This is a genomic window from Streptococcus sp. HMSC062D07, assembly GCF_001814215.1.
GTDB classification, from domain to species: Bacteria; Bacillota; Bacilli; order Lactobacillales; family Streptococcaceae; genus Streptococcus; species Streptococcus infantis_I.
Window position 1 is genome coordinate 179407 of sequence record NZ_KV815325.1, and the last position, 24815, is coordinate 204221.

Annotated in this window: 21 protein-coding genes; 16 read left to right on the forward strand and 5 right to left on the reverse strand. The window is 37.5% G+C overall.

Annotation, left to right across the window (positions count from 1 at the left end):
• Positions 1-68: 68 nt before the first annotated feature.
• On the reverse strand, positions 69-869 hold the full coding sequence (locus HMPREF2957_RS03045; RefSeq protein ID WP_070677435.1) for a glycoside hydrolase family 25 protein: 801 nt from the start codon (positions 867-869) through the stop codon (positions 69-71).
• A gap of 157 nt (positions 870-1026) precedes the next feature.
• Between HMPREF2957_RS03045 and glmU the strand changes: the two genes are divergently transcribed.
• The 8 genes from glmU (at position 1027) to HMPREF2957_RS03085 (ending at position 8506) form a co-directional block, all read left to right on the forward strand.
• Positions 1027-2406: a bifunctional UDP-N-acetylglucosamine diphosphorylase/glucosamine-1-phosphate N-acetyltransferase GlmU gene (gene glmU / locus HMPREF2957_RS03050; protein ID WP_070677437.1), complete on the forward strand. Its 1380-nt coding sequence runs from the start codon at positions 1027-1029 to the stop codon at positions 2404-2406.
• 9 nt (positions 2407-2415) lie between these two features.
• The gene (locus HMPREF2957_RS03055; protein ID WP_070677439.1) at positions 2416-2961 is read left to right on the forward strand and encodes an NUDIX hydrolase; all 546 of its coding nucleotides are present in this window, start codon (positions 2416-2418) and stop codon (positions 2959-2961) included.
• 11 nt (positions 2962-2972) lie between these two features.
• Positions 2973-3284 (forward strand): cell wall synthase accessory phosphoprotein MacP, encoded by a 312-nt coding sequence (macP, locus tag HMPREF2957_RS03060; RefSeq protein WP_070677441.1) that lies wholly within the window; start codon positions 2973-2975, stop codon positions 3282-3284.
• A 10-nt stretch (positions 3285-3294) separates the two neighbouring features.
• The gene (locus HMPREF2957_RS03065) at positions 3295-3990 is read left to right on the forward strand and encodes a 5'-methylthioadenosine/adenosylhomocysteine nucleosidase (RefSeq protein ID WP_070677443.1); all 696 of its coding nucleotides are present in this window, start codon (positions 3295-3297) and stop codon (positions 3988-3990) included.
• Positions 3991-4111: 121 nt separating this feature from the next.
• The gene (pcrA, locus tag HMPREF2957_RS03070; RefSeq protein ID WP_070677445.1) at positions 4112-6400 is read left to right on the forward strand and encodes a DNA helicase PcrA; all 2289 of its coding nucleotides are present in this window, start codon (positions 4112-4114) and stop codon (positions 6398-6400) included.
• A 163-nt stretch (positions 6401-6563) separates the two neighbouring features.
• Positions 6564-6824 (forward strand): SemiSWEET family transporter, encoded by a 261-nt coding sequence (locus tag HMPREF2957_RS03075; RefSeq protein ID WP_045763891.1) that lies wholly within the window; start codon positions 6564-6566, stop codon positions 6822-6824.
• A 105-nt stretch (positions 6825-6929) separates the two neighbouring features.
• On the forward strand, positions 6930-7631 hold the full coding sequence (locus HMPREF2957_RS03080; protein WP_070677447.1) for a response regulator transcription factor: 702 nt from the start codon (positions 6930-6932) through the stop codon (positions 7629-7631).
• Complete coding sequence (locus tag HMPREF2957_RS03085) at positions 7628-8506, forward strand: sensor histidine kinase (RefSeq protein WP_070677449.1); 879 nt, start codon at positions 7628-7630, stop codon at positions 8504-8506. The genes HMPREF2957_RS03080 and HMPREF2957_RS03085 overlap by 4 nt, the downstream gene beginning before the upstream one ends.
• A gap of 39 nt (positions 8507-8545) precedes the next feature.
• On the opposite strand, the gene HMPREF2957_RS03090 is transcribed toward HMPREF2957_RS03085, so the two are convergent.
• From HMPREF2957_RS03090 to HMPREF2957_RS03100, 3 genes are all read right to left on the reverse strand, one after another.
• Positions 8546-9307 carry an ABC transporter permease gene (locus tag HMPREF2957_RS03090; RefSeq protein ID WP_070677451.1) on the reverse strand — a complete coding sequence of 254 codons (762 nt, stop codon included), beginning with the start codon at positions 9305-9307 and terminating at the stop codon, positions 8546-8548.
• 10 nt (positions 9308-9317) lie between these two features.
• A complete protein-coding gene (locus HMPREF2957_RS03095) occupies positions 9318-10226 on the reverse strand; it encodes an ATP-binding cassette domain-containing protein (protein ID WP_070677453.1) in 909 nt (302 codons plus the stop codon).
• Between the two features lie 270 nt (positions 10227-10496).
• Positions 10497-11306, reverse strand: coding sequence for a Cof-type HAD-IIB family hydrolase (locus HMPREF2957_RS03100; protein ID WP_070677456.1), 810 nt, complete (start codon positions 11304-11306; stop codon positions 10497-10499).
• A gap of 183 nt (positions 11307-11489) precedes the next feature.
• On the opposite strand from HMPREF2957_RS03100, the gene HMPREF2957_RS03105 reads away from it, so the two are divergent.
• The 8 genes from HMPREF2957_RS03105 to HMPREF2957_RS03140 all read left to right on the forward strand — a co-directional run bounded on the left by HMPREF2957_RS03105 (position 11490) and on the right by HMPREF2957_RS03140 (position 24461).
• Complete coding sequence (locus HMPREF2957_RS03105) at positions 11490-12161, forward strand: CPBP family intramembrane glutamic endopeptidase (protein WP_004253677.1); 672 nt, start codon at positions 11490-11492, stop codon at positions 12159-12161.
• A gap of 132 nt (positions 12162-12293) precedes the next feature.
• Positions 12294-15545, forward strand: a complete 3252-nt coding sequence (gene rexB / locus HMPREF2957_RS03110; RefSeq protein WP_070677457.1) for an ATP-dependent nuclease subunit B — start codon at positions 12294-12296, stop codon at positions 15543-15545.
• Positions 15542-19192: a helicase-exonuclease AddAB subunit AddA gene (addA, locus tag HMPREF2957_RS03115; protein ID WP_070677460.1), complete on the forward strand. Its 3651-nt coding sequence runs from the start codon at positions 15542-15544 to the stop codon at positions 19190-19192. The genes rexB and addA overlap by 4 nt, the downstream gene beginning before the upstream one ends.
• An 89-nt stretch (positions 19193-19281) precedes the next feature.
• On the forward strand, positions 19282-19779 hold the full coding sequence (locus HMPREF2957_RS03120; RefSeq protein WP_070677462.1) for a YkgJ family cysteine cluster protein: 498 nt from the start codon (positions 19282-19284) through the stop codon (positions 19777-19779).
• A 210-nt stretch (positions 19780-19989) separates the two neighbouring features.
• The gene (locus HMPREF2957_RS03125) at positions 19990-21033 is read left to right on the forward strand and encodes a bifunctional glycosyltransferase family 2/GtrA family protein (RefSeq protein ID WP_070677464.1); all 1044 of its coding nucleotides are present in this window, start codon (positions 19990-19992) and stop codon (positions 21031-21033) included.
• Positions 21030-21941, forward strand: coding sequence for a phosphodiester glycosidase family protein (locus tag HMPREF2957_RS03130; RefSeq protein ID WP_070677466.1), 912 nt, complete (start codon positions 21030-21032; stop codon positions 21939-21941). Before HMPREF2957_RS03125 ends, HMPREF2957_RS03130 begins: the two co-directional genes overlap by 4 nt.
• A complete protein-coding gene (locus tag HMPREF2957_RS03135) occupies positions 21916-22341 on the forward strand; it encodes a hypothetical protein (protein ID WP_070677468.1) in 426 nt (141 codons plus the stop codon). Before HMPREF2957_RS03130 ends, HMPREF2957_RS03135 begins: the two co-directional genes overlap by 26 nt.
• A 212-nt stretch (positions 22342-22553) precedes the next feature.
• Positions 22554-24461, forward strand: a complete 1908-nt coding sequence (locus HMPREF2957_RS03140; RefSeq protein ID WP_070677470.1) for a glucosaminidase domain-containing protein — start codon at positions 22554-22556, stop codon at positions 24459-24461.
• A 163-nt stretch (positions 24462-24624) separates the two neighbouring features.
• Here the strand turns inward: HMPREF2957_RS03140 and HMPREF2957_RS03145 are convergent.
• A partial coding sequence (locus tag HMPREF2957_RS03145; RefSeq protein WP_148131970.1) for an LPXTG cell wall anchor domain-containing protein occupies positions 24625-24815 on the reverse strand: 191 nt, incomplete at its 5' end.

The following is a 24815-nucleotide window of genomic DNA, read 5'->3' on the forward strand; positions in this document are numbered from 1 at the left end:
GTATTATATCACAAAGTAAGAGAAATAAAAAAAGCAAGCAGAAGTAATATCTTGCTTGCTGAATGAAATTAAGGTTTTAAGAATAATTTTCTAAACGTCTCTTGCTTATCTTTTGACAAAGAAATAAGATTTAGGTCTAGATGGTGTTCAAATCCAACCAGTTTACCCTTTGAGGTGTATTGATGAAGATCAAAGTCAAGGTCTGTATTTGGTGAACTTTCAAAGTAGCCTGAGTCAAGTCCGTAGGATGGAATCCAAATAGCAGAAAACTTATCTGTACTGATGCTATGTTCTTTCATGAAGTACACACCAATGTATATACCAATATTTTTAGCACCAAGTGATTCTAACTTAGCACGGAATGCCTCAACTCCTTGGTTCATATCTGACATTGTTTTTTCTTCAACGTCTAACCAATAGTAACTTGGGTTGTACGGCGAAGCTGAATTATAAAATGATTCAGCAGCCTTTTCCATATCCTCTACACTTTTTCCAGACACATAGGCATAGACAGCAACTGGAACATTTCTCTTTTGAAACTCAGCGATATGACTTTTATAAGCTTTATCAATACCATTTGTATAAGAAGCATCGTTCTCAGTGGTAATCTGATTTCCTCCGTGGACTCGAACAATGACACCAGAGATATTTTGAGATAAAATATCGTAATTGATTTCCGATGGTCTCTGCCAACCGGAGATATCGATGATAGGCTTATCCAAGTTATGTAGAGCTTGTGTTTCTATTTGAACTGGATTTTGTTTGGTTTTTACAGGATGTTCTTCGAATCGTGGACGATTGAGAATCAAGAGTCCTATAAAAGCAGCAAATATAATAACTATAAAAGCTGGGCGAATTTTTTTTCTCATACTCCTATAGTTTATCGTAATTTGTAAAAAAAATCAAAAAATTTACTCAAAACGAAGTAGTGACAGTCATTAGCGTTAGGTTGAGATCAGCAAATTTGTGTATCGTAAACTAAATTGTGGTATAATAATAAAGAATTTCTATAGAAAAGAGAAAAATATGGCAAATTTTGCAATTATTTTAGCAGCGGGTAAGGGTACCCGTATGAAATCAGATCTACCTAAAGTTATGCACAAGGTTGCAGGAATTTCAATGCTTGAGCATGTTTTTCGTAGTGTAGGTGCAATTAATCCTGAAAAAACTGTTACAGTTGTTGGTCATAAAGCTGAGTTGGTTGAGCAAGTGTTAGCTGGTCAAACTGACTTTGTGAGACAGTCCGAACAATTAGGAACTGGTCATGCGGTTATGATGGCTGAACCAATTCTTGAAGGACTTTCTGGACAAACATTGGTTATTGCAGGTGATACACCATTAATCACGGGTGAAAGTTTGAAAAACTTGATTGATTTTCATGTGAATCATAAGAACGTAGCCACTATCCTTACCGCAGAAGCTGAAGATCCATTTGGTTATGGACGTATTGTTCGCAATGATAATGCTGAAGTGCTACGTATCGTAGAACAAAAGGATGCGACTGATTTCGAGAAACAAATTAAAGAAATCAATACAGGTACTTATGTTTTTGATAATGCTCGTCTCTTTGAAGCTCTTAAAAACATCAATACCAATAATGCTCAAGGCGAATACTATATCACAGATGTGATTGGTATTTTCCGTGAAGCTGGTGAAAAAGTCGGAGCCTATACTCTTAAAGACTTTGATGAAAGCCTCGGAGTAAATGACCGTGTAGCGCTCGCCACAGCCGAAGCTGTTATGCGTCGTCGTATTAACCAAGCTCACATGGTTAATGGCGTTAGTTTTGTAAATCCAGAAGCGACTTATATTGATATTGATGTTGAAATTGCTCCAGATGTACAAATTGAAGCTAATGTAACCCTCAAAGGTTCTAGTAAGATTGGTGCTGAGACTATTTTGACGAATGGAACTTATATTGTCGATAGTACTATCGGTTCAGGTGCAGTGATTACCAACTCTATGATTGAGGAGAGCACAGTTGCTGATGGTGTTACAGTCGGACCTTACGCTCATATTCGTCCAGGTTCTAGCCTAGCAAAAGATGTTCATATTGGAAACTTTGTTGAGGTGAAAGGTTCTAGCATTGGAGAAAATACAAAAGCTGGCCATTTGACATACATTGGTAACTGTGAAGTTGGCAGTGACGTCAACTTTGGTGCTGGTACTATAACAGTGAACTATGATGGGAAAAATAAATTCAAGACAGTCATTGGCAACAATGTCTTTGTTGGTTCTAATTCAACCATCATTGCTCCTGTTGAACTAGGAGATAACTCTCTTGTTGGCGCAGGTTCAACCATTACTAAAGACGTGCCTGCTGATGCAATTGCCATCGGTCGTGGCCGCCAAGTTAACAAAGACGAATACGCAACTCATCTCCCTCACCATCCTAAAAACAAATAGGAGCTAACCATGGAATTTGAAGAGAAAACACTCAGCCGTAGAGAAATCTATAAAGGTCCTATTTTCCAATTGGTACAAGACCAGGTTGAACTTCCTAATGGAAAAGGAACAGCTCAACGTGATTTGATTTTCCATAATGGTGCAGTATGTGTTCTTGCAGTTACTCCAGAAAATAAGATTGTTCTAGTCAATCAATATCGCAAGGCGATTGAAAAAGTTTCTGTTGAAATTCCTGCAGGAAAACTAGAAATTGGAGAAAATGCTGATCCTGAAGCGGCAGCTCTTCGCGAATTGGAAGAAGAAGCTGCCTACACTGGAAAACTAACTCTTTTGTATGATTTCTATTCTGCTATTGGTTTCTGTAATGAGCGATTAAAACTTTATTTGGCAAGTGATTTGACAAAGGTTAAAAATCCACGTCCACAGGATGAAGATGAAACTTTGGAGTTACTTGAAGTTAGTCTTGAAGAAGCTAAACAACTGATCCAGTCTGGTGATATCTGTGATGCCAAGACTATCATGGCTATCCAGTACTGGGAATTACAAGAAAAATAGGGGAGGAACCTATGGGAAAACCTTTATTAACAGACGAAATAATCGAGCGTGCAAAACGTGGTGAAGATATCTCTGGTCCTACTTTAGTAGATGATCAAGAAACAAAGATATTATCTACTTCATCTCAACATTATAGAGCTTCACGTTCAAGTGACCATGGTTTTAGTCAAGATACCCTAACGATTGATGTTGAACCACAAATCCATAAAAGTCGTCGAATTGAAAATACTAAGAGAAATGTTTTTAACTCAAAACTGAATAAGATTCTATTTGCTGTTATTCTTCTCTTGATTTTGCTAGTTTTAGCAATGAGATTTATTTAAGGGGAATGTCATGAAAATTGGAATTATAGCAGCTATGCCAGAAGAGCTAGTTTATCTGATTCAACATTTAGAAAACGCTCAAGAAGAGACGGTATTAGGAAATAAGTATCATACGGGTAAAATTGGTTCAGTCGAGCTTGTCTTGGTCGAGAGTGGAATTGGTAAAGTCATGTCTGCTATGAGTGTAGCAATCTTAGCTAACCACTTTAAAGTAGATGCTGTTATCAACACTGGTTCAGCTGGTGCTTTGGCAGCAGGTATTGAAGTCGGAGATGTGGTCATTGCTGATAAGCTAGCTTATCATGATGTTGATGTGACTGCTTTTGGTTATGAATACGGTCAGATGGCCCAACAACCACTCTATTTCGAAACTGACAAGAAGTTTGTAAGTTTGATTCAAGAGAGTTTATCTAAACTTAACCAAAAATGGCATCTAGGTTTGATTGCGACCGGTGATAGTTTTATTGCGGGTGAAGATAAGATTAAAGCTATAAAAGAACATTTTCCTCAGGTGCTTGCGGTTGAGATGGAAGGAGCGGCTATCGCTCAAGCAGCTCACGCGATTAATCTACCTTTCTTAGTTGTCCGTGCCATGAGTGATAATGCTAACCACGAAGCTTCTATTTCATTTGATGAATTTATCGTAGAAGCAGGACGCAGATCAGCTCAAGCCTTGTTGACACTTTTACAATCTATTCATGATTAATATAAAAAGAACACTTGTTAGTGTTCTTTTTTTAGGAAAAAAGGAAGCTTGTCTCTGATAGAGTTATTTTCAGTCTTTTTTGATATAATAGAAACATTGATTTAAAGAATAGGAAGAGAAAATGAATCCTTTATTAAACGGTATGAATGACCGACAGGCAGAAGCGGTACAAACAACAGAAGGTCCACTGCTGATCATGGCGGGGGCTGGTTCTGGTAAAACACGAGTTTTGACCCATCGTATTGCCTACTTAATTGATGAAAAGATGGTTAATCCCTGGAATATTTTAGCCATTACCTTTACCAATAAGGCTGCTCGTGAAATGAAAGAGCGTGCCTATGGGCTCAATCCAGCTACACAGGACTGTTTGATAGCGACCTTTCACTCTATGTGCGTTCGTATCCTACGTCGTGATGCGGATCATATTGGTTACAATCGTAACTTTACCATTATCGATCCAGGTGAGCAACGAACACTGATGAAACGCATTCTCAAGCAGTTGAATTTGGATCCAAAAAAATGGAATGAACGGACTATATTGGGAACCATTTCAAATGCTAAGAATGATCTGATTGACGATGTTGCTTATGCTGCACAAGCAGGAGATTTATATACAAACATTGTCGCTAAGTGTTATGAGGCCTATCAAAAGGAACTCCGTCAATCTGAGTCAGTTGACTTTGATGATTTGATTATGCTTACGCTTCGTCTCTTTGATCAAAATCCTAATGTCTTGACTTACTATCAGCAAAAATTCCAATATATCCATGTCGATGAGTACCAAGATACCAACCATGCCCAGTACCAACTGGTCAAACTGTTGGCTTCTCGCTTTAAAAATATCTGTGTTGTTGGGGATGCGGACCAGTCTATCTACGGATGGCGTGGTGCTGATATGCAGAATATCTTGGATTTTGAGAAGGATTATCCTCAAGCCAAGGTTGTTTTATTGGAGGAAAACTATCGCTCAACCAAAACCATTCTCCAAGCAGCTAATGATGTCATCAAAAACAATAAAAATCGCCGTCCTAAAAATCTATGGACACAGAATGCAGATGGCGAACAGATTATTTACTACCGAGCTAACGATGAACAGGATGAGGCTGTTTTTGTAGCCAAGACCATTGATGAACTTGGCCGAAGCCAAAACTTCCTTCACAAAGACTTTGCAGTGCTTTACCGTACCAATGCCCAGTCACGTACTATTGAGGAGGCCTTGCTCAAGTCTAATATTCCTTATACCATGGTCGGTGGAACAAAGTTCTACAGCCGTAAGGAAATCCGTGATATCATAGCTTATCTCAATCTCATCGCCAATTTGAGTGACAATATCAGTTTTGAGCGTATCATCAATGAACCAAAGCGTGGAATTGGACCAGGAACTGTTGAGAAGATTCGTGATTTTGCTAATTTGCAAGAAATGTCCATGCTGGATGCTTCAGCAAATATCATGTTATCAGGAATTAAGGGTAAGGCAGCCCAGTCTATCTGGGATTTTGCCAATATGATACTGGATTTACGGGAGCAACTGGACCAATTAACCATTACAGAGTTGGTTGAGGCGGTTCTTGAAAAAACAGGTTATGTCGATATTCTTAATGCTCAGGCAACCTTGGAAAGCAAGGCGCGGGTTGAAAATATCGAAGAGTTTCTATCTGTTACCAAGAACTTTGACGACAATCCTGATAGTCAAGAAGAAGAAACAGGTTTGGACAAACTGAGTCGTTTCTTGAATGATCTTGCCTTAATTACAGATACGGACTCAGGCAGTCAGGAGACGTCAGAAGTAACCTTAATGACCTTACACGCTGCCAAAGGACTAGAGTTTCCGGTTGTCTTTATCATCGGGATGGAGGAGAATGTCTTTCCTCTTAGTCGTGCCTCTGAAGATCCAGATGAATTAGAAGAAGAACGTCGTTTGGCCTATGTAGGTATCACGCGCGCTGAGAAGATTCTCTATCTGACCAACGCCAACTCTCGCTTACTTTTCGGACGTACAAGTTACAATCGTCCGACCCGTTTTATCAACGAGATTAGTTCAGATTTGTTGACCTATCAAGGTTTGGCTCGTCCAGCTAATACAAGTTTTAAAGCATCATACAGTAGTGGTGGTACTACATTTGGGCAAGGAGTGAGTCTGGCACAGGCTCTTCAAGAACGAAAACGGAATACTGCGCCTACATCGATCCAATCAAGTGGTTTACCATTTGGACGATTTGCATCTACTAGTAAATCTTCTTCTAGTGAGACAAATTGGTCAATTGGTGATATTGCCCTTCATAAAAAATGGGGTGAAGGAACTGTCCTTGAAGTATCGGGTAGTGGAGCTACACAGGAACTAAAAATCAACTTCCCAGAAGTCGGTTTGAAAAAACTTTTGGCTAGTGTAGCACCGATTGAGAAAAAGTAAGTTTCTAAACGAATAAAATACCCTCTTCAAATAGCAAGAGGGTATTTTTTGATTCTCTTATCACAAGATTGTGATAATTTACAAGTTTTTAACAAATAGCTTTTTAAACTTCACTATCTTAAAAAATAGTGTATAATTGAGACTGTTTTTGAAAGGAGAAAAAATGACTGAAAAACAAATGAAAACTTTAGGTTGGATTGCAACCTTTATGTCTGTAATGATGTATGTCTCTTATATTCCTCAAATTATGAATAACCTTGCTGGTCAAAAAGGAAATTTTATCCAACCTGCAGTAGCTGCACTTAACTGCAGTCTTTGGGTTTACTACGGTCTCTTTAAGAAAGAACGTGATATTCCTTTGGCAGCAGCTAATGCACCAGGTATCGTTTTTGGACTTATTACCGCATTGACAGCTTTAATTTAATACATAGGGTGAACTCTTCTTCGTATTTAAGCATGAAGGAGAGTTTTTCTTTATCCGAAATTCCTAAAAAAACATGATATAATACTATTAGAAAGGTTGGTGTTTATGGCTAGAATACTTATCGTTGAAGATAATAATGAGATTCAAGAAATTTTGAGAACTCTTCTTTCTGAGGAGCATGAGGTGATTCAGGCTTTTTCTGGTACTGAAGGTATGATACGATTTGAACAAGGTGACATTGATCTAATCCTGCTAGATATTATGCTTCCGGGAAAAAATGGTGATCAGGTTTTAAAAGCCATTAGACACGATAGTTCAGTTCCTGTCATCATGCTAACTGCCCTAAGTGATAAAAAGCTCATCAGCCAATATCTCTTAGATGGTGCTAATGATTATATTGTAAAGCCTTTTGATTTGGATGAAGTTTTTGCCAGGGTTACGGTACAATTACGTCAAAATAGTGACAAGCAAGCAGCTGAAATCGAACATCCTGACAAATTGATTCAACAGTTAAAAAATATTCAATTTGATGCAGATAGTTTTGAAATCAAAAATTGCCAGGAAACTATTCGCCTAGCTAAGAAAGAATGCTTGATTCTCCAAACCTTGCTGAGACATCCTAAGAAAATTTTCACGAAAGAAGAACTCTATGAATTGGTCTGGGAGGATACTTATTTACCAGGCGACAATACTCTCAACACTCATTTAAGTAATCTCCGAAAAAAATTAGGTCAACTAGATCCAGAGCAAGAGTATATTGAAACTATCTGGGGAGTTGGTGTTCGGTTAAAAGGAGATGAGCAATGATCTATATTTTACTTTCTTTGCTACTGCTGGTTATTATCCTATTGACGATAGGGTTGATTCGCTATCATCTAGCACTGGTAAACTTGAGCCAACAAATTGAAGACAAGATTCTGACTGGAAGTATGAAGAGAATCGGAGTGTCAACTTTCTCCAAGGATTTTTTACATCTTTACCAGCAAATCAATCATCTCTTTCAAGAAGTTGAGCAGTCACGCTTGATTATGAAGCGAGAGAAGCAGACTTTAGACATGGCTATTAGCAATATTGCACACGATATTCGGACACCTTTAACGATTGCATCAGGTTATACTCAGCAATTGCTTAAAACAGAAAATCCTGAGTCTGAGAGTTTGAAAAAAATTGCTCATCATCTCAATCAAGTTTCAAAACGTCTAGAGGCTCTTTTGGACTATCGTCGGTTAATGGAGGGAGCAGTAAAACCTGACTTATCTGAGTTAGAAGTCTCGACATTTATGACGCAAAAATTGCTGGCCTATTATGATTCATTTCAGACGGCAAAGATTAACCTTGATTTGCAAGTAGAACCTGGTTTGTATTTACTGACAGACTCGGATTTATTAGAGCGTATCTTGCAAAATCTCGTTGGCAATGTTCTAAAACATGGTAAGGATGAAGCGAGATTTTCTTTGAAAGAAGTGGACAATCATATCTGTTTGGAAATTGCTAATCTAGTTAAACAACCCATTCGTAAAATTGAAAATCTCAGTCAACGATTTTACTCTGAAAACCTCTCAGATACTGAAGAATCATCAGGTTTAGGTCTTTATATTACAGAAGAATTATCCCATCTACTTGGTGCAGAACTACAACTAAGTACAGATGGTTCTTGGTTTACAGTTAGAATTCTCTTTTAAAACAAGCAACCTCCTCTTTTTGAACAGAGGAGGTCATTTTTATAAGCTTTTCTTTTTGAAAACAGCAAGTCCACTAATGGTAAAGAATAGAATAATAGTTACTGTAACGACAATGGTGTATAGAACAGCTTGACTATAGGCAGTCATAGCATAGGCAAAATTCAAGGATAAATAGCGCAAAATCTCGATATCTGGAAAGATAAGCATTGGCGTTGAAAGCAAGATAGAGCTGATTAAATAGCCTATGAAAACAGCCAAATAAGAATGAGTCACATAGAGAATGAAGGAAACAATAGATAGCCAAGCTAGAAGACAGAGGAATTGAAGACCAATAGTAATAAGGAGATTGCTAATAAATCCTTCTGGCATCGTACCAAGACCGTTTAGGATAGTCGCTGGTACGAAAGCAATAACTAGGCTAACAAGAATTTGCATTAGAGCGATACTTGCTAATACTACAGACTTGGCTAGGAAGAATTCTGTGCGAGAAACACCCACTGTCAAACTGTTTTTATAGAGTTTTCCGATAAGATCAACTCCTAGAACTAAGCAAGCAAGGATAATACAGAGGAAAACTAGGTTTGAGCTATTACTAGATGTGTTAATAAGGGCTTGTATACCATCCCATCCCTTGCTTGGCAGTTCGGTTTCTACGTTTGTACTTGTGCTGACGGATATGAGCTGTCCTGTAGCTCCGAAAGTAGCCCCCATTAACATGAGTGCAAAGAGAACGAGCTCTGTAATCCAAAAGCCTTTGGAACGGAAAAGACGGTAAAAGTCTGCTTGAATTGTGTGTATCATGGTTTTCCTCCTATTTTACTAATTGTGTGAAGTATTCTTCAAGATTTTGACGAGCATAGTAAATCTCATCCACAGCAACATCCGCTAGAGTAAGTTCTTTGAGAATGCGTTTGATATCTTGTTCATGACTAAAAATATGAATCTCGTTGTCTGAATTAACAACTTTAAATTCAAGATGCACTTTGTCTTTTAAGATTTGACTAGCTTTTTCTTTGTCACTTGTTTTTAGAACAATATAGTCTTCATTAAGTGTCTCAAATTCGGCCTTACTGATTTCTCGAATGATTTTCCCTTGGTCTAAAATTCCAAAGCGATTGGCAACCAGATAGAGTTCTGACAAGATATGACTAGAGATGAGAATTGTTATTCCTAGTTCTTGATTCAGACGTTGAATCATTTGACGAAACTCTTTGATACCGATTGGGTCAAGTCCATTGATAGGTTCATCAAGGATGAGAAAGTCTGGTTTTGATAGGAGGGCAATAGCAATGCCTAGGCGTTGTTTCATCCCAAGAGAAAAATCTCGAAAAACTTTTCTACCTGTATCTGTTAACCCCACATACTTTAATGTTTCCTGAATGACTTGATCAGCATTTGGGATATGTCGAATAGTACAATAGTATCTTAGATTTTGATAGGCTGTTAAATGATTGTGAGCTACTGGGGATTCAATGACTGAACCCACTCGAGATAGGGCTTTCGTACACTCCTTATACCCTTGACTAGAAAAGAGGGAAATAGTTCCTTGGTCAGCAGATAATAATTGTGTAACGATTTTAATCAGAGTTGTTTTACCAGCACCATTTTTTCCGATAAGTCCATAGATATCTCCTTCTTTAACTGAGAGACTAAGATCTTGTAGAATAGGTTGTTTGCCAAATTGTTTGGACAAGCCATGGATTTCGAGGACTGTTTTCATAGTTTTCTCCTTTAACCTTTAATACTCAATGAAAAACAAAGAGCAAACTAGGAAGCGAGCCGCAGGCTGTACTTGAGTACGTCAAGGCGAAGCTGACGTGGTTTGAATTTGATTTTCGAAGAGTATAAGATGTTTTATTTTTATAACTCTAGTATAAAGCATAGATATCAAAGAATCGTCAAGCATTTCTAAAGAGTTTCTAAAGTTTTTAAATTTTAAAAAAAATAAAAGCCCAGTTGGCTAGAAATACTAGTTGACTGGGCTTATTTTTTACAAAATATATTTCTCAATAGCGCGTGCAACACCGTCTTCTTCATTGCTGGCAGTTACAGCATCTGCGAGAGATTTGACGTGGTCGCTGGCATTTCCCATAGCGATCCCCAGCCCAGCAAACTCTAACATCTCAATGTCGTTATTGGCATCACCCATAGCCATGATTTCAGAAGGTTGGATATCCAAAATCTCAGCTAAACGAGAAAGAGCAGAAGCCTTGGTTGTACCGAGTGGCATTGCCTCATAGATAACAGGTTGGGAACGAACACCGCTAAATCTCCGACAAAGTTCATCAGCAAATCGTTGTTCAAAGTCATCTGTTTGTTCTTTTGTGCCTAAAAACATTCCCTGGAACATACGATATTTACCACTAGTAGCTTCTTCCAGTGAGATTTCAGTCAAGTCAGCAAAAACAAGTGTGGCATCATATTGAACGATAGGATTTGGTTTGCCTCCGAGAACGAAGTAGTGTTCCTCATCAAAGAGAGTCAACTGAACCTCACTCTTTTCAGCAAGGTCATTCAGGTATTCGATGTCAGATTTGCTAAGTTCCCGCCAGTCGACAAGGCTCCAGTCACTTGTTTGGTGGGTAGAACAACCATTGTTGACAATAACGTATTCATTTTGCAAATCAAGACCGAGTTTCTTGTAGTAGGGAAGAACTCCAAAGAGAGGGCGTCCAGTACAGAGAACCAGTTTGACACCTTTTTCGATAGCTTTATGAATAGCATCAATATGAGCCTGAGGAATTTCCTTGGCTTCGTTGAGAAGAGTACCGTCCATATCAAGAGCAAGTAGTTTAATCATAGTATTTCCTTTTCACGTGTTTTGCCTATATTATAGCATATTTTGAGGCAAATAAGTCTAAAGCTGAGTGAAATGCCATTTCTATTTAGGTTTTTAGTAGATCGATAACAAAAATATGATATACTAAATTAGTAATATATTTAATATTATACTGATAATTGATAAAAAATCAGAGGATTTATCATGAAAAAAAGAGCTGTGCAGATTTTACTAGCCTTATTGGTAATCATTTATAGGAAGACATGGTTTTGGTGGATTTTTAATCACTTTACAGCTAGATTTGTAGTTGCTAGTCGAGAGTATTTCTTGATTCTTGCTTTTTTAGAGCTCATCGTTACTTTTATAGCTATTCTTTATTTACTAGTATTCGAAGGTAGGAAAATTCTTGAGTTGAAGTGGAAATGGAGATATCCAGTTTATTTGCTTCTTGCTTATGGAGTCAGTCATCTTTCAGGTATTGTGTTCTCCTTTTTAACCCCAGCAACGTCCAATCAAATCGCTTTAAATGAATTGACTGAGATGACAGGGCGACAAGAGTTACCTTATCTTTTACTTATTGTTTGTCTGCTAGGACCAATTACCGAAGAATTGGTATATCGAGGAGTTCTGATGAATACATTTCTGAAAGATTCACCATGGTATGGAGATGTTTTGCTATCAGCCTGTGTCTTTGGCTATGTGCATGTCAGTTCAGGTTTAACACCACTCGCCTTTTTCACCTATGCAAGTGGAGGAGCAATTTGTGCATTCCTCTACCGAAAAACTCATTCACTCTATTACCCTATTTTACTTCATATCATGATCAACATTTTAGCATTTTGGGAATTATGGGTACTCTTGTTTTCTGGTAGTTAATAACTATAAAAGATCGGATTTTATTCCGACTTTTTTGATATGGGACAGGTTAAAATTAGGGCTTTATATCAATCTATTTTGACTTAAAAAATGATATAATAAAAGGTAATGACAAAAACAAACGAGGCAGAGATGAAACTACTTTATACCGATATTCGGACTTCTTTGACAGAAATCCTAACCAAGGAGGCTCAAGGACTGGTTGCCCAAGGCAAACGAGTCTTTTATATCGCCCCTAACTCTCTTTCTTTTGAAAAGGAACGTGCCGTGCTGGGGTGCTTGAGTCAGCAGTCTTCTTTTGCTATCACAGTCACGCGCTTTGCTCAAATGGCTCGTTATCTGGTTTTAAATGATATTCCTGAGGGAACAAGTCTCGATGATATTGGTCTTGGTATGGCTTTCTACAAATGTCTGTCTGAGATAGATGCTAAGGATTTACGTGTTTACGGGGCTATTAAACAAGATCCGCAATTCATCCAGCAACTGATTGAGATTTATCATGAAATTTCAACTGCAAAGATGAGTTTTTTGGACTTGGAAAGCTTGACAGATGCTGATAAACGCTCTGATTTACTCTTAATTTTTGAAAAGATAACAGCGTATTTAAATCAAGGTCAAGTTTCACAGGGGAGTCCATTATCTCATCTGATTGATGCTATCGAAGAAAACAAGGTAAGTAGCGATTTTAGCAAGATTGCCCTAGTCATTGATGGTTTTACCCGTTTTTCTGCAGAAGAGGAACACCTAGTGGATTTGCTTCATCGTAAAGGTGTTGAGATTATTATTGGTGTATATGCGACTAAGAAAGCCTATAATAGCCCTTTTAGTGAAGGGAATCTCTATCAAGCCAGTGTTGAATTTCTACGTCATTTAGCTTTTAAATATCAGACCAAGGTAGAAGATGCATGTCAAGAACATAAAAATCTTGATGCTTTTGCCAAGGCCTCAAAATTACTGGAAAGTGCTTATGATTATTCTGAAATCAGTATAGAAGTGGATGCTAAGGATAGAGAAGACCTGCAAATCTGGTCTTGTCTGACACAAAAAGAAGAGCTGGAGCTCGTTGCTCGTAGTATTCGCCAGAAATTGCACCAAGAGCCAGAACTTAGCTATAAGAATTTTCGTATCTTACTAGGAGACGTAGAGTCTTATAAACTGTCCTTGCAGACAATTTTTAATCAATATCAGATTCCTTTCTATCTGGGGAGAAGCGAGTCTATGGCTCATCATCCTTTGACTCAATTTGTAGAATCTGTGGGACGTCTCAAACGATACTATTTCCGTCAAGAAGATTTGATTAACCTCTTACGAACCGGCTTATATACAGACCTTACTCAAGAAGAAATCGATAGCTTTGAACAATATATCCGCTATTTAGGTATTGATGGTCTTTCTATTTTTAAACAAGAATTTACAAAAAATCATCATGGAAAATTTGATTTAGAGAAATTAAACGAGCTGCGTGTCCGTGTCCTAAACCCACTAGAAACTTTATTATCCAGTCGTAAGCAAAAGACTGAAAATATCCTTACAAAATGGAACAACTTTTTGAAGGATGCATCTGTGACCAAGCAATTACAATCCTTATCCGAAACGATGGATGCGACAGAGCAAGAAAGACAAGAGGAGGTCTGGAAGGCATTTTGCCACGTAATGGAGCAATTTGCGACTGTATTTGAATGTTCTCAGGTCGCTTTAGATGATTTCTTGGCTCTACTTCATTCAGGGATGTCCTTATCAAATTATCGTACAATCCCAGCAACGGTAGATACGGTTCTGGTGCAAAGTTATGATTTGATTTCGCCTTTGACTTCTGATTACATCTATGCACTTGGCTTAACCCAGGACCATCTACCTAAAATCACCCAAAATACTAGTCTTTTAAGTGATGAAGAAAGAGAAGTTTTAAACCAAGGTACTGAAGAAGGCTCTCAATTATTGATTGCTAGTCATGAAAATCTTAAGAAGAATCGCTATACCATGCTTTCTTTGGTAAATTCTGCTAAGAAGCAATTGGTCTTATCGGCACCAAGTTTACTCAATGAAAACGAGAGTAAAGAGTCAGTTTATCTGAAAGAATTGCAGGATTTTGGTTTTACCAAGATTGAAAAGAGAATCGATCGAAAAAACCTATCAAAGGATGATATTGGTTCTTATCACAGTCTTTTGTCTAGTCTTGTTGCTTATCACCAGCAAGGTGAGTCGGAGACAAGTGAGCAGGACTTAACCTTTATTAAGGTTCTAGCTCGTGTCATGGGGAGAAAATTAGAAGATCAAGGGCTTGATAATCCTGTCCTACCGACAAGTCCAAAAAGTAAGACCTTAGCTACTGAAACTTTGGAAGCCTTGTATCCTCAAGATCAAGATTTTTATCTATCAACTTCTGGATTGACAGAGTTTTATCGAAACGAATACAGTTATTACCTTCGATATGTCTTAGGCTTACAGGAAGAATTGCGACTGCGACCTGATGCACGAAGTCATGGAAATTTCTTGCATCGTATTTTTGAACGAGCTATGAAACTTCCTGCTGATACATCTTTTGATCGTCGTTTAGAGCAAGCAATCTCTGAAACCAGTCAAGAACGTGAGTTTCAAGCGATTTATCAAGAAAGTTTGGAAGCCCAATTAACCAAGGAAGTTCTTTTAGACGTTGCGCGTGCAACTGGGCACATTCTTCGTTATAATTCTGAAATTGAAACCATTCAGGAAGAAGTAGTCTTTGGTGGTAAGGAACAAGCTTTTGTTCAGTTAGAAAACGGCAGAAATGTCTATGTCCGAGGTAAAGTCGACCGTATCGACCGCTTAAAGACAAGTGATGCGATTGGTGTTGTAGACTACAAATCTTCTCTAACTCAGTTTAACTTCCCTCTCTTTTATAACGGCCTTAATTCACAGTTACCGACCTATCTGGCTGCACTTAAAAAAGAAGGAAATACAGACTTCTTTGGTGCCATGTATTTAGAGATGGCTGAGCCAGTTCAGTCCTTACAATCTGTTAAAACTCTTTCAAAGGCTTTAGCAGAAACGACTAAGAGTATGAAATATCAAGGGCTATTTCTTGAAAAAGAAATAAAGAACCTTGGGGAACTATATAATAAAAACAAGACCTATCAGTTATCTGATGAGGAATTCCAGTTATTGCTGGACTATAACGCCCTTATCTATAAGAAGGCAGCAGAGAAGATTTTATCTGGTAGATTTGCTATCAATCCTTACACAGAAGACGGCAGAAGTATTGCTCCATATGTCCAACAATATCAGTCGATAACTGGTTTTGAAGCTAATTACCATTTAGGTCAGGCTAGATTGTTAGACAAGGTCGCTAAGAGCAATGATAAGGAAGCATGGTTTAATAAAATTCGAGAGGAGTTGGAGCGATGAAATTTTTATCCCAAGAAGAGATTGAAAAATTGCAAATAGCAGAAGCTAATTCTGACAAGAACCCCAAGAAAACTGCTGAGCAAATTCAAGCGATTTACAGTTCTGGTCAAAATATTTTGGTTTCAGCTTCAGCTGGCTCGGGGAAAACCTTTGTCATGGCTGAACGAATTCTTGATCAACTAGCGCGTGGTGTAGAAATTCGCCAACTCTTTATCTCAACCTTTACGGTAAAGGCAGCAACTGAATTAAAAGAACGCTTGGAAAAGAAAATCAGCCAACAAATCCAAGAGACTCAGGATCTGGAGCTAAAAAAACACCTCGGCAGACAATTAACTGATTTACCCAATGCTGCCATCGGAACTATGGACTCTTTTACTCAGAAGTTCCTGGCTAAACATGGTTATCTGATTGACCTCGCCCCAAACTTTCGCATTCTTGAGAATGAAAGTGAGCAACTCCTCTTAAAGAATGATGTGTTTCGACAAGTTTTCGAAACTCACTACCAAGGTAAGGAACAAGAACAGTTTAGTCAGTTGGTCAAGAACTTTGCGGGTAAAAACAAGGATGCACGTGGTTTGCGTAAACAGGTCTATATGATTTATGACTTTTTGCAATCTACAAGTAATCCTCAAGCTTGGCTACAGGAATCTTTCTTAAAAGGTTTCGAAAAGGCCGATTTTACAAGTTCTAAAGAAAAGCTGGCTCAAGACATTCAGCAAAGACTCTGGGATTTAGAAAGTTTTTTCCGTCATCATTTGGAAAATGATGCAAAGGAATTCGGTAAAGCAGCGTATTTAGAGGCTGTTCAACAAGTTCTTGATGAAATCGGAGCTTTAACCAACGAATCTACTTTTGAACAATACCAAGAAGTTTTAGAGCGAGTTGTAAATATTTCTAAAGCTAAGAATGGTAAAGCTCTCACAAATGCCAGTCGCAAGGCCGAACTGCAAGACTTGAAAGAAGCTTACAACCAAGAGAGAAAATCAAAGTTTGAAAAGCTGATTGCACTAAATGAACAAATCACTTTATTGAAATTCCAAGAAGATTATCATCAAGAGTCTTGGGATTTAGCAAAGACTTTCCAAGTTTTCATGAGTGATTTTGTTGATGCTTATCGACAACGTAAACGTGAAGAAAATGCCTTTGAATTTGCGGATATTAGCCACTATACCATTGAGATATTGGAAAACTTCCCTCAAGTTAGACAAGAATATCAGGAACGCTTTCACGAAGTCATGGTCGATGAATATCAAGATACCAACCATATCCAGGAGAGGATGTTGGAACTCCTCTCTAATGGCCATAACCGTTTTATGGTAGGAGATATTAAGCAGTCAATTTATCGTTTCAGACAGGCAGATCCTCAAATCTTCAATGAAAAATTCCATAGATTTGCTCAAAATGACAAAGAAGGTCAGTTAATTCTACTTAAGGAAAACTTCCGGAGCAGTTCAGAGGTTCTTGATGCTACGAACGATGTCTTTAAACACCTCATGGACGAGGAAGTTGGAGAGATATCTTATGACGGTATGCATCAACTTGTTTTTGGGAATACTGATATTCAATCAAATCCAGAAAACAAGGCAGAAGTTCTCTTATACGATAAGGATGATGATAGCGATTCTGATGATGAGGAGGAACTTGCAACTAACAAACTGACTGGTGAAATGCGGATGGTGCTTAAGGAGATAATTCACCTTCATAATGATAAGGGTGTACCTTTCAAGGACATGGCTCTCTTAACTGCTAGTCGAAGTCGTAATGATCAAGTTCTGCTCGCCTTGTCTGAATATGGTATTCCTGTCAAGACAGACGGTGCTCAAGCAAACTATTTGCAATCCCTAGAAGTCCAGGTGATGTTGGATACTCTTCGTGTCATCCACAACCCTCTTCAAGACTTCGCTTTAGTTGCTCTAATGAAATCTCCGATGTTTAGCTTTGATGAGGATGAATTGGCTCGTCTCGCTCTCCAAAAATCTGAGGATAAAGTTCAAGAGAACTTTTATGAGAAACTAGTCAATGCTCAAGCGAAAACTAGTCTTCATAAGGATTTAATTAAGTCTGAACTCCAAAAAAAATTAGAATTTTTCATGGAAACAGTCCATTTATGGCGCTTGTATTCCAAAACACATTCTCTTTATGACCTCATTTGGAAAATCTATAGCGACCGCTTTTACTATGACTATGTCGGTGCCTTGCCAAATGGACAGGCCAGACAGGCAAATCTCTACGCCCTTGCTCTAAGAGCAGATCAGTTTGAAAAGAGTAATTACAAGGGATTATCCCGTTTTATTCGAATGATTGACCAAGTCTTGGAAGCCCAGCATGATCTTGCCAATGTTGCTGTAGCACCACCTAAGGATGCGGTAGAACTTATGAGTATTCACAAGAGTAAAGGGCTTGAATTTCCTTATGTCTTTATCCTCAATATTGATCAAAAATTCAACAAGAAGGATACTATGTCTGAGGTTATCCTCAGTCGCACAAATGGAATTGGGTTAAATTATGTAGCTAGAATCGCTACAAATGCAAAAGAGGAATATGTTCCATCTACCATTAAATTATCTATCCCTAGCTTGACTTATACTCAAAATGAGGAAGAGCTCCAATTAGCAAGCTATTCTGAGTTGATGCGTTTACTTTATGTAGCCATGACGCGTGCTGAGAAAAAACTCTATCTAGTTGGAAAAGGTTCTCGTGAAAAGTTAGAATCTAAAGAATATCCGACAAATGGGAAAGGTCTTTTGACCCGAGAAACGAGACTAGATGCTAGTAATTTCCAGGACTGGATTTGGGCCATCTATCAAGCGTTTTCTAAAGAGGATTTGCATTTTAGTGTGCGCTTTGAAGGTGAAGAAAACCTAACCAAAGAAGCTATCGGAGAATTGGAACATAAAAGTCAACTTCAAGACCTATCCCAAGCAGACAACCGTCAGTCAGAAACTATCAAAGATGCGTTGGAAATGTTAAAAGAAGTGGAAGTCTATAACCAAATCCACCGTGCAGCAATCAATCTTCCAAGTGTTCAGACCCCAAGTCAGATTAAGAAGTTTTATGAACCAGTCATGGATATGGAAGGTGTAGTAGTAGCTGGTCAATCTAAACCAAAAGAAACTATGATTCAGTTTGAACTTCCAGACTTCTCCAAGACAGAAAAAGTCACTGGAGCTGAGATTGGTAGTGCCACACATGAACTCATGCAACGAATCAATCTCGCTAAGAAACCTACTTTAGAAACCTTGACAGAAGCCTTGGAGCAAGTTCAGGCAACTTCAGCTGTTAAAGATAAAGTTAATCTAGAAAAAATCTTATCTTTCTTTGATACAGCTCTTGGTCAAGAGATTCTTGCAAATCAAGATAAACTTTATCGAGAACAACCCTTCTCTATGTTAAAAAGAGATGCTAAGAGTCAGGAAGACTTTGTTGTCCGTGGAATTTTAGATGGTTATCTCCTTTATGAGGATAAAATTGTTCTTTTTGACTACAAGACAGATCTTTATGAATATCCAAGTCAACTGATCGAACGTTATAGAGGTCAATTATCTCTATATGCAGAAGCCTTGTCTCGTTCTTACCAAATAGATCAAGTTGAAAAATATTTAATCTTACTTGGCAAAGATATGGTTGAGGTGGTCGAAGTCAACTAATCTTGTAAAAACTATTGCCTTAACGGCAGTAGTTTTTATTTATTTTCAGTTATGGTATACTAGTTTCAGAAAAGGATGTTAAAGAATCTATGTCAAAAGAAATCGATATCGAATACTATCACCAATTAGCTTTACAAAAGCAAAAAGAGCATCGTAAATTCCTTGGAAATCTGAAAAAGAAAGCTCCAAAAAACCTAGATAAGATTGCCCTTGAAATTCACCAAGAAGTTTTTGAAGAAATTGATTGTACAGCCTGTGCCAACTGCTGCAAGAGCCTTGGACCGGATTTTAAGGAAGCAGATATCACACGCATTGCCAAGTACTTTAAAATGAAATTACCAGCCTTCGAAGATGAATTTCTACAGGTAGATGAAGACGGTGATAAGGTCTTTAAGTCAATGCCATGTCCATTTCTCGGTGGTGACAATCTCTGTTCCATCTATGATGTCCGTCCCAAGGCTTGTAGAGAATTTCCACATACCGACCGTAAAAAGATTTATCAAATTAATAATCTGACTATCAAAAATACTTTAACCTGTCCCGCAGCCTATCTCTTCGTCGAGAAATTAAGAGATAAAATAGAATAAATAGTTTATTTTATAATAAATTCCATCCTCAAATTCATTTGCTGTTTGAGGATTTTTTGTATATTTATTAATATTGATTGTTCTTGCTTTCTAAAGAAAATGACTTCCATTCTTAAAGTTTCTTAAACTTTTTCTTAAAGAAAACTGATATAATGTATCTTTAAGCGATGTTCTGTATAGTTATACCATCACTAAGAAAGGAGTGCCGGTATGAACTATATAGTAATTCCAGCTTATCAACCTGATAATAAACTTATCAAACTCATCGAAAAAATCCACGAAAAGAGTGATTTTCGTATTCTAGTTATCGACGACGGTAGTTCATCAAAGTGTCAAAATATCTTTGATAAAGCAGAACAATATGCTACGGTGCTCCGTCACCAAGTGAACCAAGGTAAAGGCCAAGCACTTAAAACGGCCTTTGCTTATATCCAACAACTAAATAGCTATGGAACAGTTGTAACGGCAGACGCAGATGGTCAGCATAAGATTTGGGATATTTTCCGTACGGCTAACAAGGCTTCTGAAAATCCTAATAAGCTAATCTTGGGTGTGCGTGCCTTCACTGGTAAAGTACCCCTTCGTAGCCGTTTCGGAAATAGCTTAACAAAAGCACTTTTTAAGATCCAAACTGGGGTAGAAGTAGCAGATACTCAGACAGGACTTCGAGCTTTTACAACAAATCTTATTCCTTTTATGCTGAAAATAGAGGGAAATCGTTACGAATATGAAATGAATATGCTTCTTGAAGCTACTAAAGAATATCAAATTTTAGAAGTTCCTATTGAGACAGTTTATATCAATGATAATGAGGGTTCACACTTCCGTCCAATAAAAGATGGGCTCATGATTTATAAGAATATTTTCAAATTCGCCTTGTCATCTCTCAGTAGTTTTGTTGTAGACTACCTTGTTTACGCTATTGCAATCTTGTTTTTACCAACAGCGCCAACAAGTTTCCGAATTTTCCTAGCTAATGGACTAGCTCGTGTGACAAGCTCCATTTTTAACTACTCTACAAATAAAAAACTAGTCTTTAAAAACGACGATAGCCTTGTGAAAACAGGGATGGGGTACTTTGGTCTAGCAGTCGGGCTCTTTGTCTTAGACACGCTACTGATTCGTCTCTTCTTTACAGTCTTTGGTATCAACCTTCTGATTGCCAAAGTTATCGTCGGCATCCTTCTCTTCGCTGTCTCTTGGACAGTGCAAAAGAAATTGATTTTTAAGGAAAGGACATCAACTGTATTATGAAATTTATAAAGAAACCATATGCTTATGCCTCGGTTCTCGGTTTACTCTTGACAGGATCCTTTAGTTACTCAATGTTGAAAACTTTTGTACTTGCTGAGACTATTTCGACAGTAGCAACAACTAATACAAGTTCCAACACAGCTCAAGCTAGCCAAGTAGCTAAGACAGCAACAGTAACTAACTCAAGTTATAAGGACGAGAATATCTCTATCAATTTGACTGAAACGACGGTTAATCATACCCAAGTGTATGTTGCAGATGTTACAGTAAGTTCATCAGAATATCTAAAAACAGCATTTGCTCAAAACTCATTTGGAACAAACGTAACAGCTAAAACATCTGTCACTGCTGCAGAAAATGATGCAATTTTAGCAGTCAATGGTGACTATTACGGTGCCAACTCTTCGGGTTATGTTATCCGTAATGGAGTTGTCTATCGTGATACTGTCCGTGAAAATTCTAATAATGGTGATTTAGCCATTTATAAAGATGGTTCTTTCAAGATTATTTACGAGGATCAGATTTCAGCTGACCAACTAGTCAAAGACGGAGTTATTAATCTCTTAGCTTTTGGTCCTGCCTTAGTCGAAAATGGTGAAATAGCAGTAGGAAAAAACCAAGAAGTCGGACAAGCTATGGCTTCGAATCCACGTACAGCTATTGGTATTATCGACGAAAACCACTACATTATTGTAGTTTCTGACGGACGTACTTCTGAAAGTGAAGGTCTCTCTTTGTACCAGCTAGCTGAGGTTATGAAATCCTATGGTGCAAAAACTGCCTACAATCTTGATGGTGGGGGATCCTCTACACTTTACTTCAACGGTCAGGTTATCAATAAACCAACGACTGGAGGAAACAAAATTTCAGAAAGGTCGGTGAGTGATATTGTCTACATCGGTTACTAATCTTGGTAAAAAACGTTTTAAGAAAATAGTCATCTCTTATACACTAATTACGATTTTCTTCTTTGCCTTCTCTAGAATTTATGAGGCATTCAGTTTTGGAGAGACATCAGTTCATATGCATTACTTGTTTGCTGTACCTCTGGTGGGTGGGATAATACTAGCAATCTTGCTCAAAGTCCTTCCATATTTTTACAGAATTAGCCTTAATTTATGGAATTCGGCTATAGCTATTATTACAACAGGGACACTATTCCGAGGTATTGTCAATCTTTCTGGTCGTTCAACTACTCTTGATGCCCCTTACTGGTATGTCGGTATCGGATTTATCGTTCTAGCTCTTTTATCAATATCTATAAATCCTATTCGATTGAAGAAGAATGTAAGAACAGCTGAAGTTTAGAAAAATGATAAAAAGTAGTCGTTTATATCCTATTCGACTACTTTTTGTTGACTTTTATTTCTAAAATGTTTTAACAATATTACAAGTTTCTTTCTTCTTAAAGATCTTACTTTTATATTTGAAATTATATTGTATAATAAAATGGATGATTGTCGTCCTTAAACGAGATAAAAAAATAAAGAATATGAATTTATAAAATTGAAAGGATAAAAATGAAAAAGATATTACTAGCAAGTACAGTTGTTCTTTCCATGGCCGGGATTTCTAAAACAACTGTATTAGCAGAGGAAAACCAAGCTACAAACAAAGTTCAAAGTTCAGAAAAAACTTTAGCAAATGGAACGAGTAAGGAAGCTAAAGAGAAAAAGCAATCTCAAGGTCAAGAGCAGAAGGATAAGCAGAATCAAAACGAAACACAAATCAAGGCAGAAAAGGATTCTTCTCAATCTGAACAGAAACAAGAAACAGCTGTTACTAAGGATAACTCTTCAACAGAAGAAATTACTGAAGAGGTCGACAAAGAAGGTTGGCAAAAAGAGAATGGCCAATGGCGTTATTATGAAAGTAAAAAGGCTGTTACGAATTGGAAAAAAATAGCTGGTCATTGGTATTATTTTAACCAAGATGGTATCATGCTTAGCAATACAGTTTATGATGACTATCTCTTTAATAAAAGTGGTGCTATGGTTGAAACTTCTTGGGTAAAAATAGAAGAGAAGTGGTATTATGCTACAGAATCAGGAAAGATTATCCGCAACAAATGGGAAAAAATTAACGGTTCATGGTATCGTTTTGATGAAACTGGTATCATGTTAAGCAAAACAATTTATAATGACTATCTTCTTCAGACTAGCGGTGCTATGGCTGAAAAGAACTGGGTAAAAATGGATGAAAAGTGGTACTATGCTACTGATTCAGGAAAAGTCGTTCGTAATAAATGGGGAAAGATTAATAGCTCTTGGTACTTATTTGACAATGCCGGGGTCATGTTGAGTAGTCAATGGAAAGATAAATACTACCTAAAAGATAGTGGGGCCATGGCTCAAAGTGAATGGTTCTTTGATAAAAAATACAATAGTTGGTTCTACTTAAAATCTGATGGTGCTTATGCTGAGAACCAATGGCAAGGCTCTTACTATCTCAAATCTTATGGATATATGGCCAAGAATGAGTGGATTTTTGATAAAAGTTATAACGCCTGGTATTATCTCAAAGAAGATGGGGCATATGTAACTGGTAATTTCACCATTAACAGAAAAGACTATTCTTTCCAAAGCAATGGAAAATGGATTTCCGATACGGCAGCATACTATAAAGTAAAACCAATTACAGCAAATGTATATAGTGCTTCTGGTGAGAAACTCAGCTATATTTCGCAAGGAAGTATTGTATCGATTGATGGAGATGAAGCCAAAGACGGTCGAATTCCAGTCAAAATCTCTGGACTTTCAGGCTATATGAATAAGAGTGATTTAGTAGCTGTCAGCTCAGATAGTGACTTCATTCCTCACTATTCATCTGATGGAAATTATCTTTATCATGAGTTATCACCATACACAAGTATCCGTGTAGCCCCTCATAGTTCATCAATGGCTATTGGTAAAAAATATTATTCAGCTGATGGTATTAACTTTGAAAGTTTTACAGTTGAAAATCCTTTCATATTTAGGGATTTAAGAAAACCAACTAATTACACAGCTGAAGAATTGAATAAGGTTTATTCTCTTATGAATATTCAGGGCAGCCGCCTTGCAGGTAAAGGAGAGGTCTTCAAAGAAGCGGAGAAACGCTATCAGGTGAATGCACTCTATCTCATGGCTCACAGCGCTCTAGAAAGTGCATGGGGGCGTAGTCAGATTGCTAAGGATAAGAATAACTTCTTTGGTATTGCTGCCTATGATACTACTCCATATGATTCTGCAAAGAGTTTCGACAATGTTGATAAGGGAATCCTAGGTGCAGCTAAATGGATCAGAGAGAATTATATTGATGAAGGTAGAACCCATCTTGGCAATAAATCTTCTGGAATGAACGTTCTTTACGCTTCTGATCCGTATTGGGGTGAAAAGATTGCAAGTATCATGATGACCATCAACAGTAAACTTGGTGAAAAAGATTAAAATAGAAAAACGATAACTAAACTGATTTAGTTATCGTTTTTTATACTTATTCAGTTTAAGTTTTTTATTTAAAAGAAATGTAAAAGGATTCACTTTAAAAGTAAATCCTTTTAGTTTTATAATGATTGAAGACTTGAGAATCTAAATCTTATATTCTATAAGCCTAATCCTTTTCAGTTTTACGAGTTTTTGCAAGAACGATAATCGATGAAACTAGAACAAGTGAACCAAGAACTGCAATAAGTGTTCCTTTGCTCTCCCCAGTAAATGGAAGTCCTGGTTTTTCTTCAGTAGTAGTTTCAGAAGAAGATGATGGAGTTGTAGTAGTTACTGAAGTTGTAGGCGCTTCAGTAG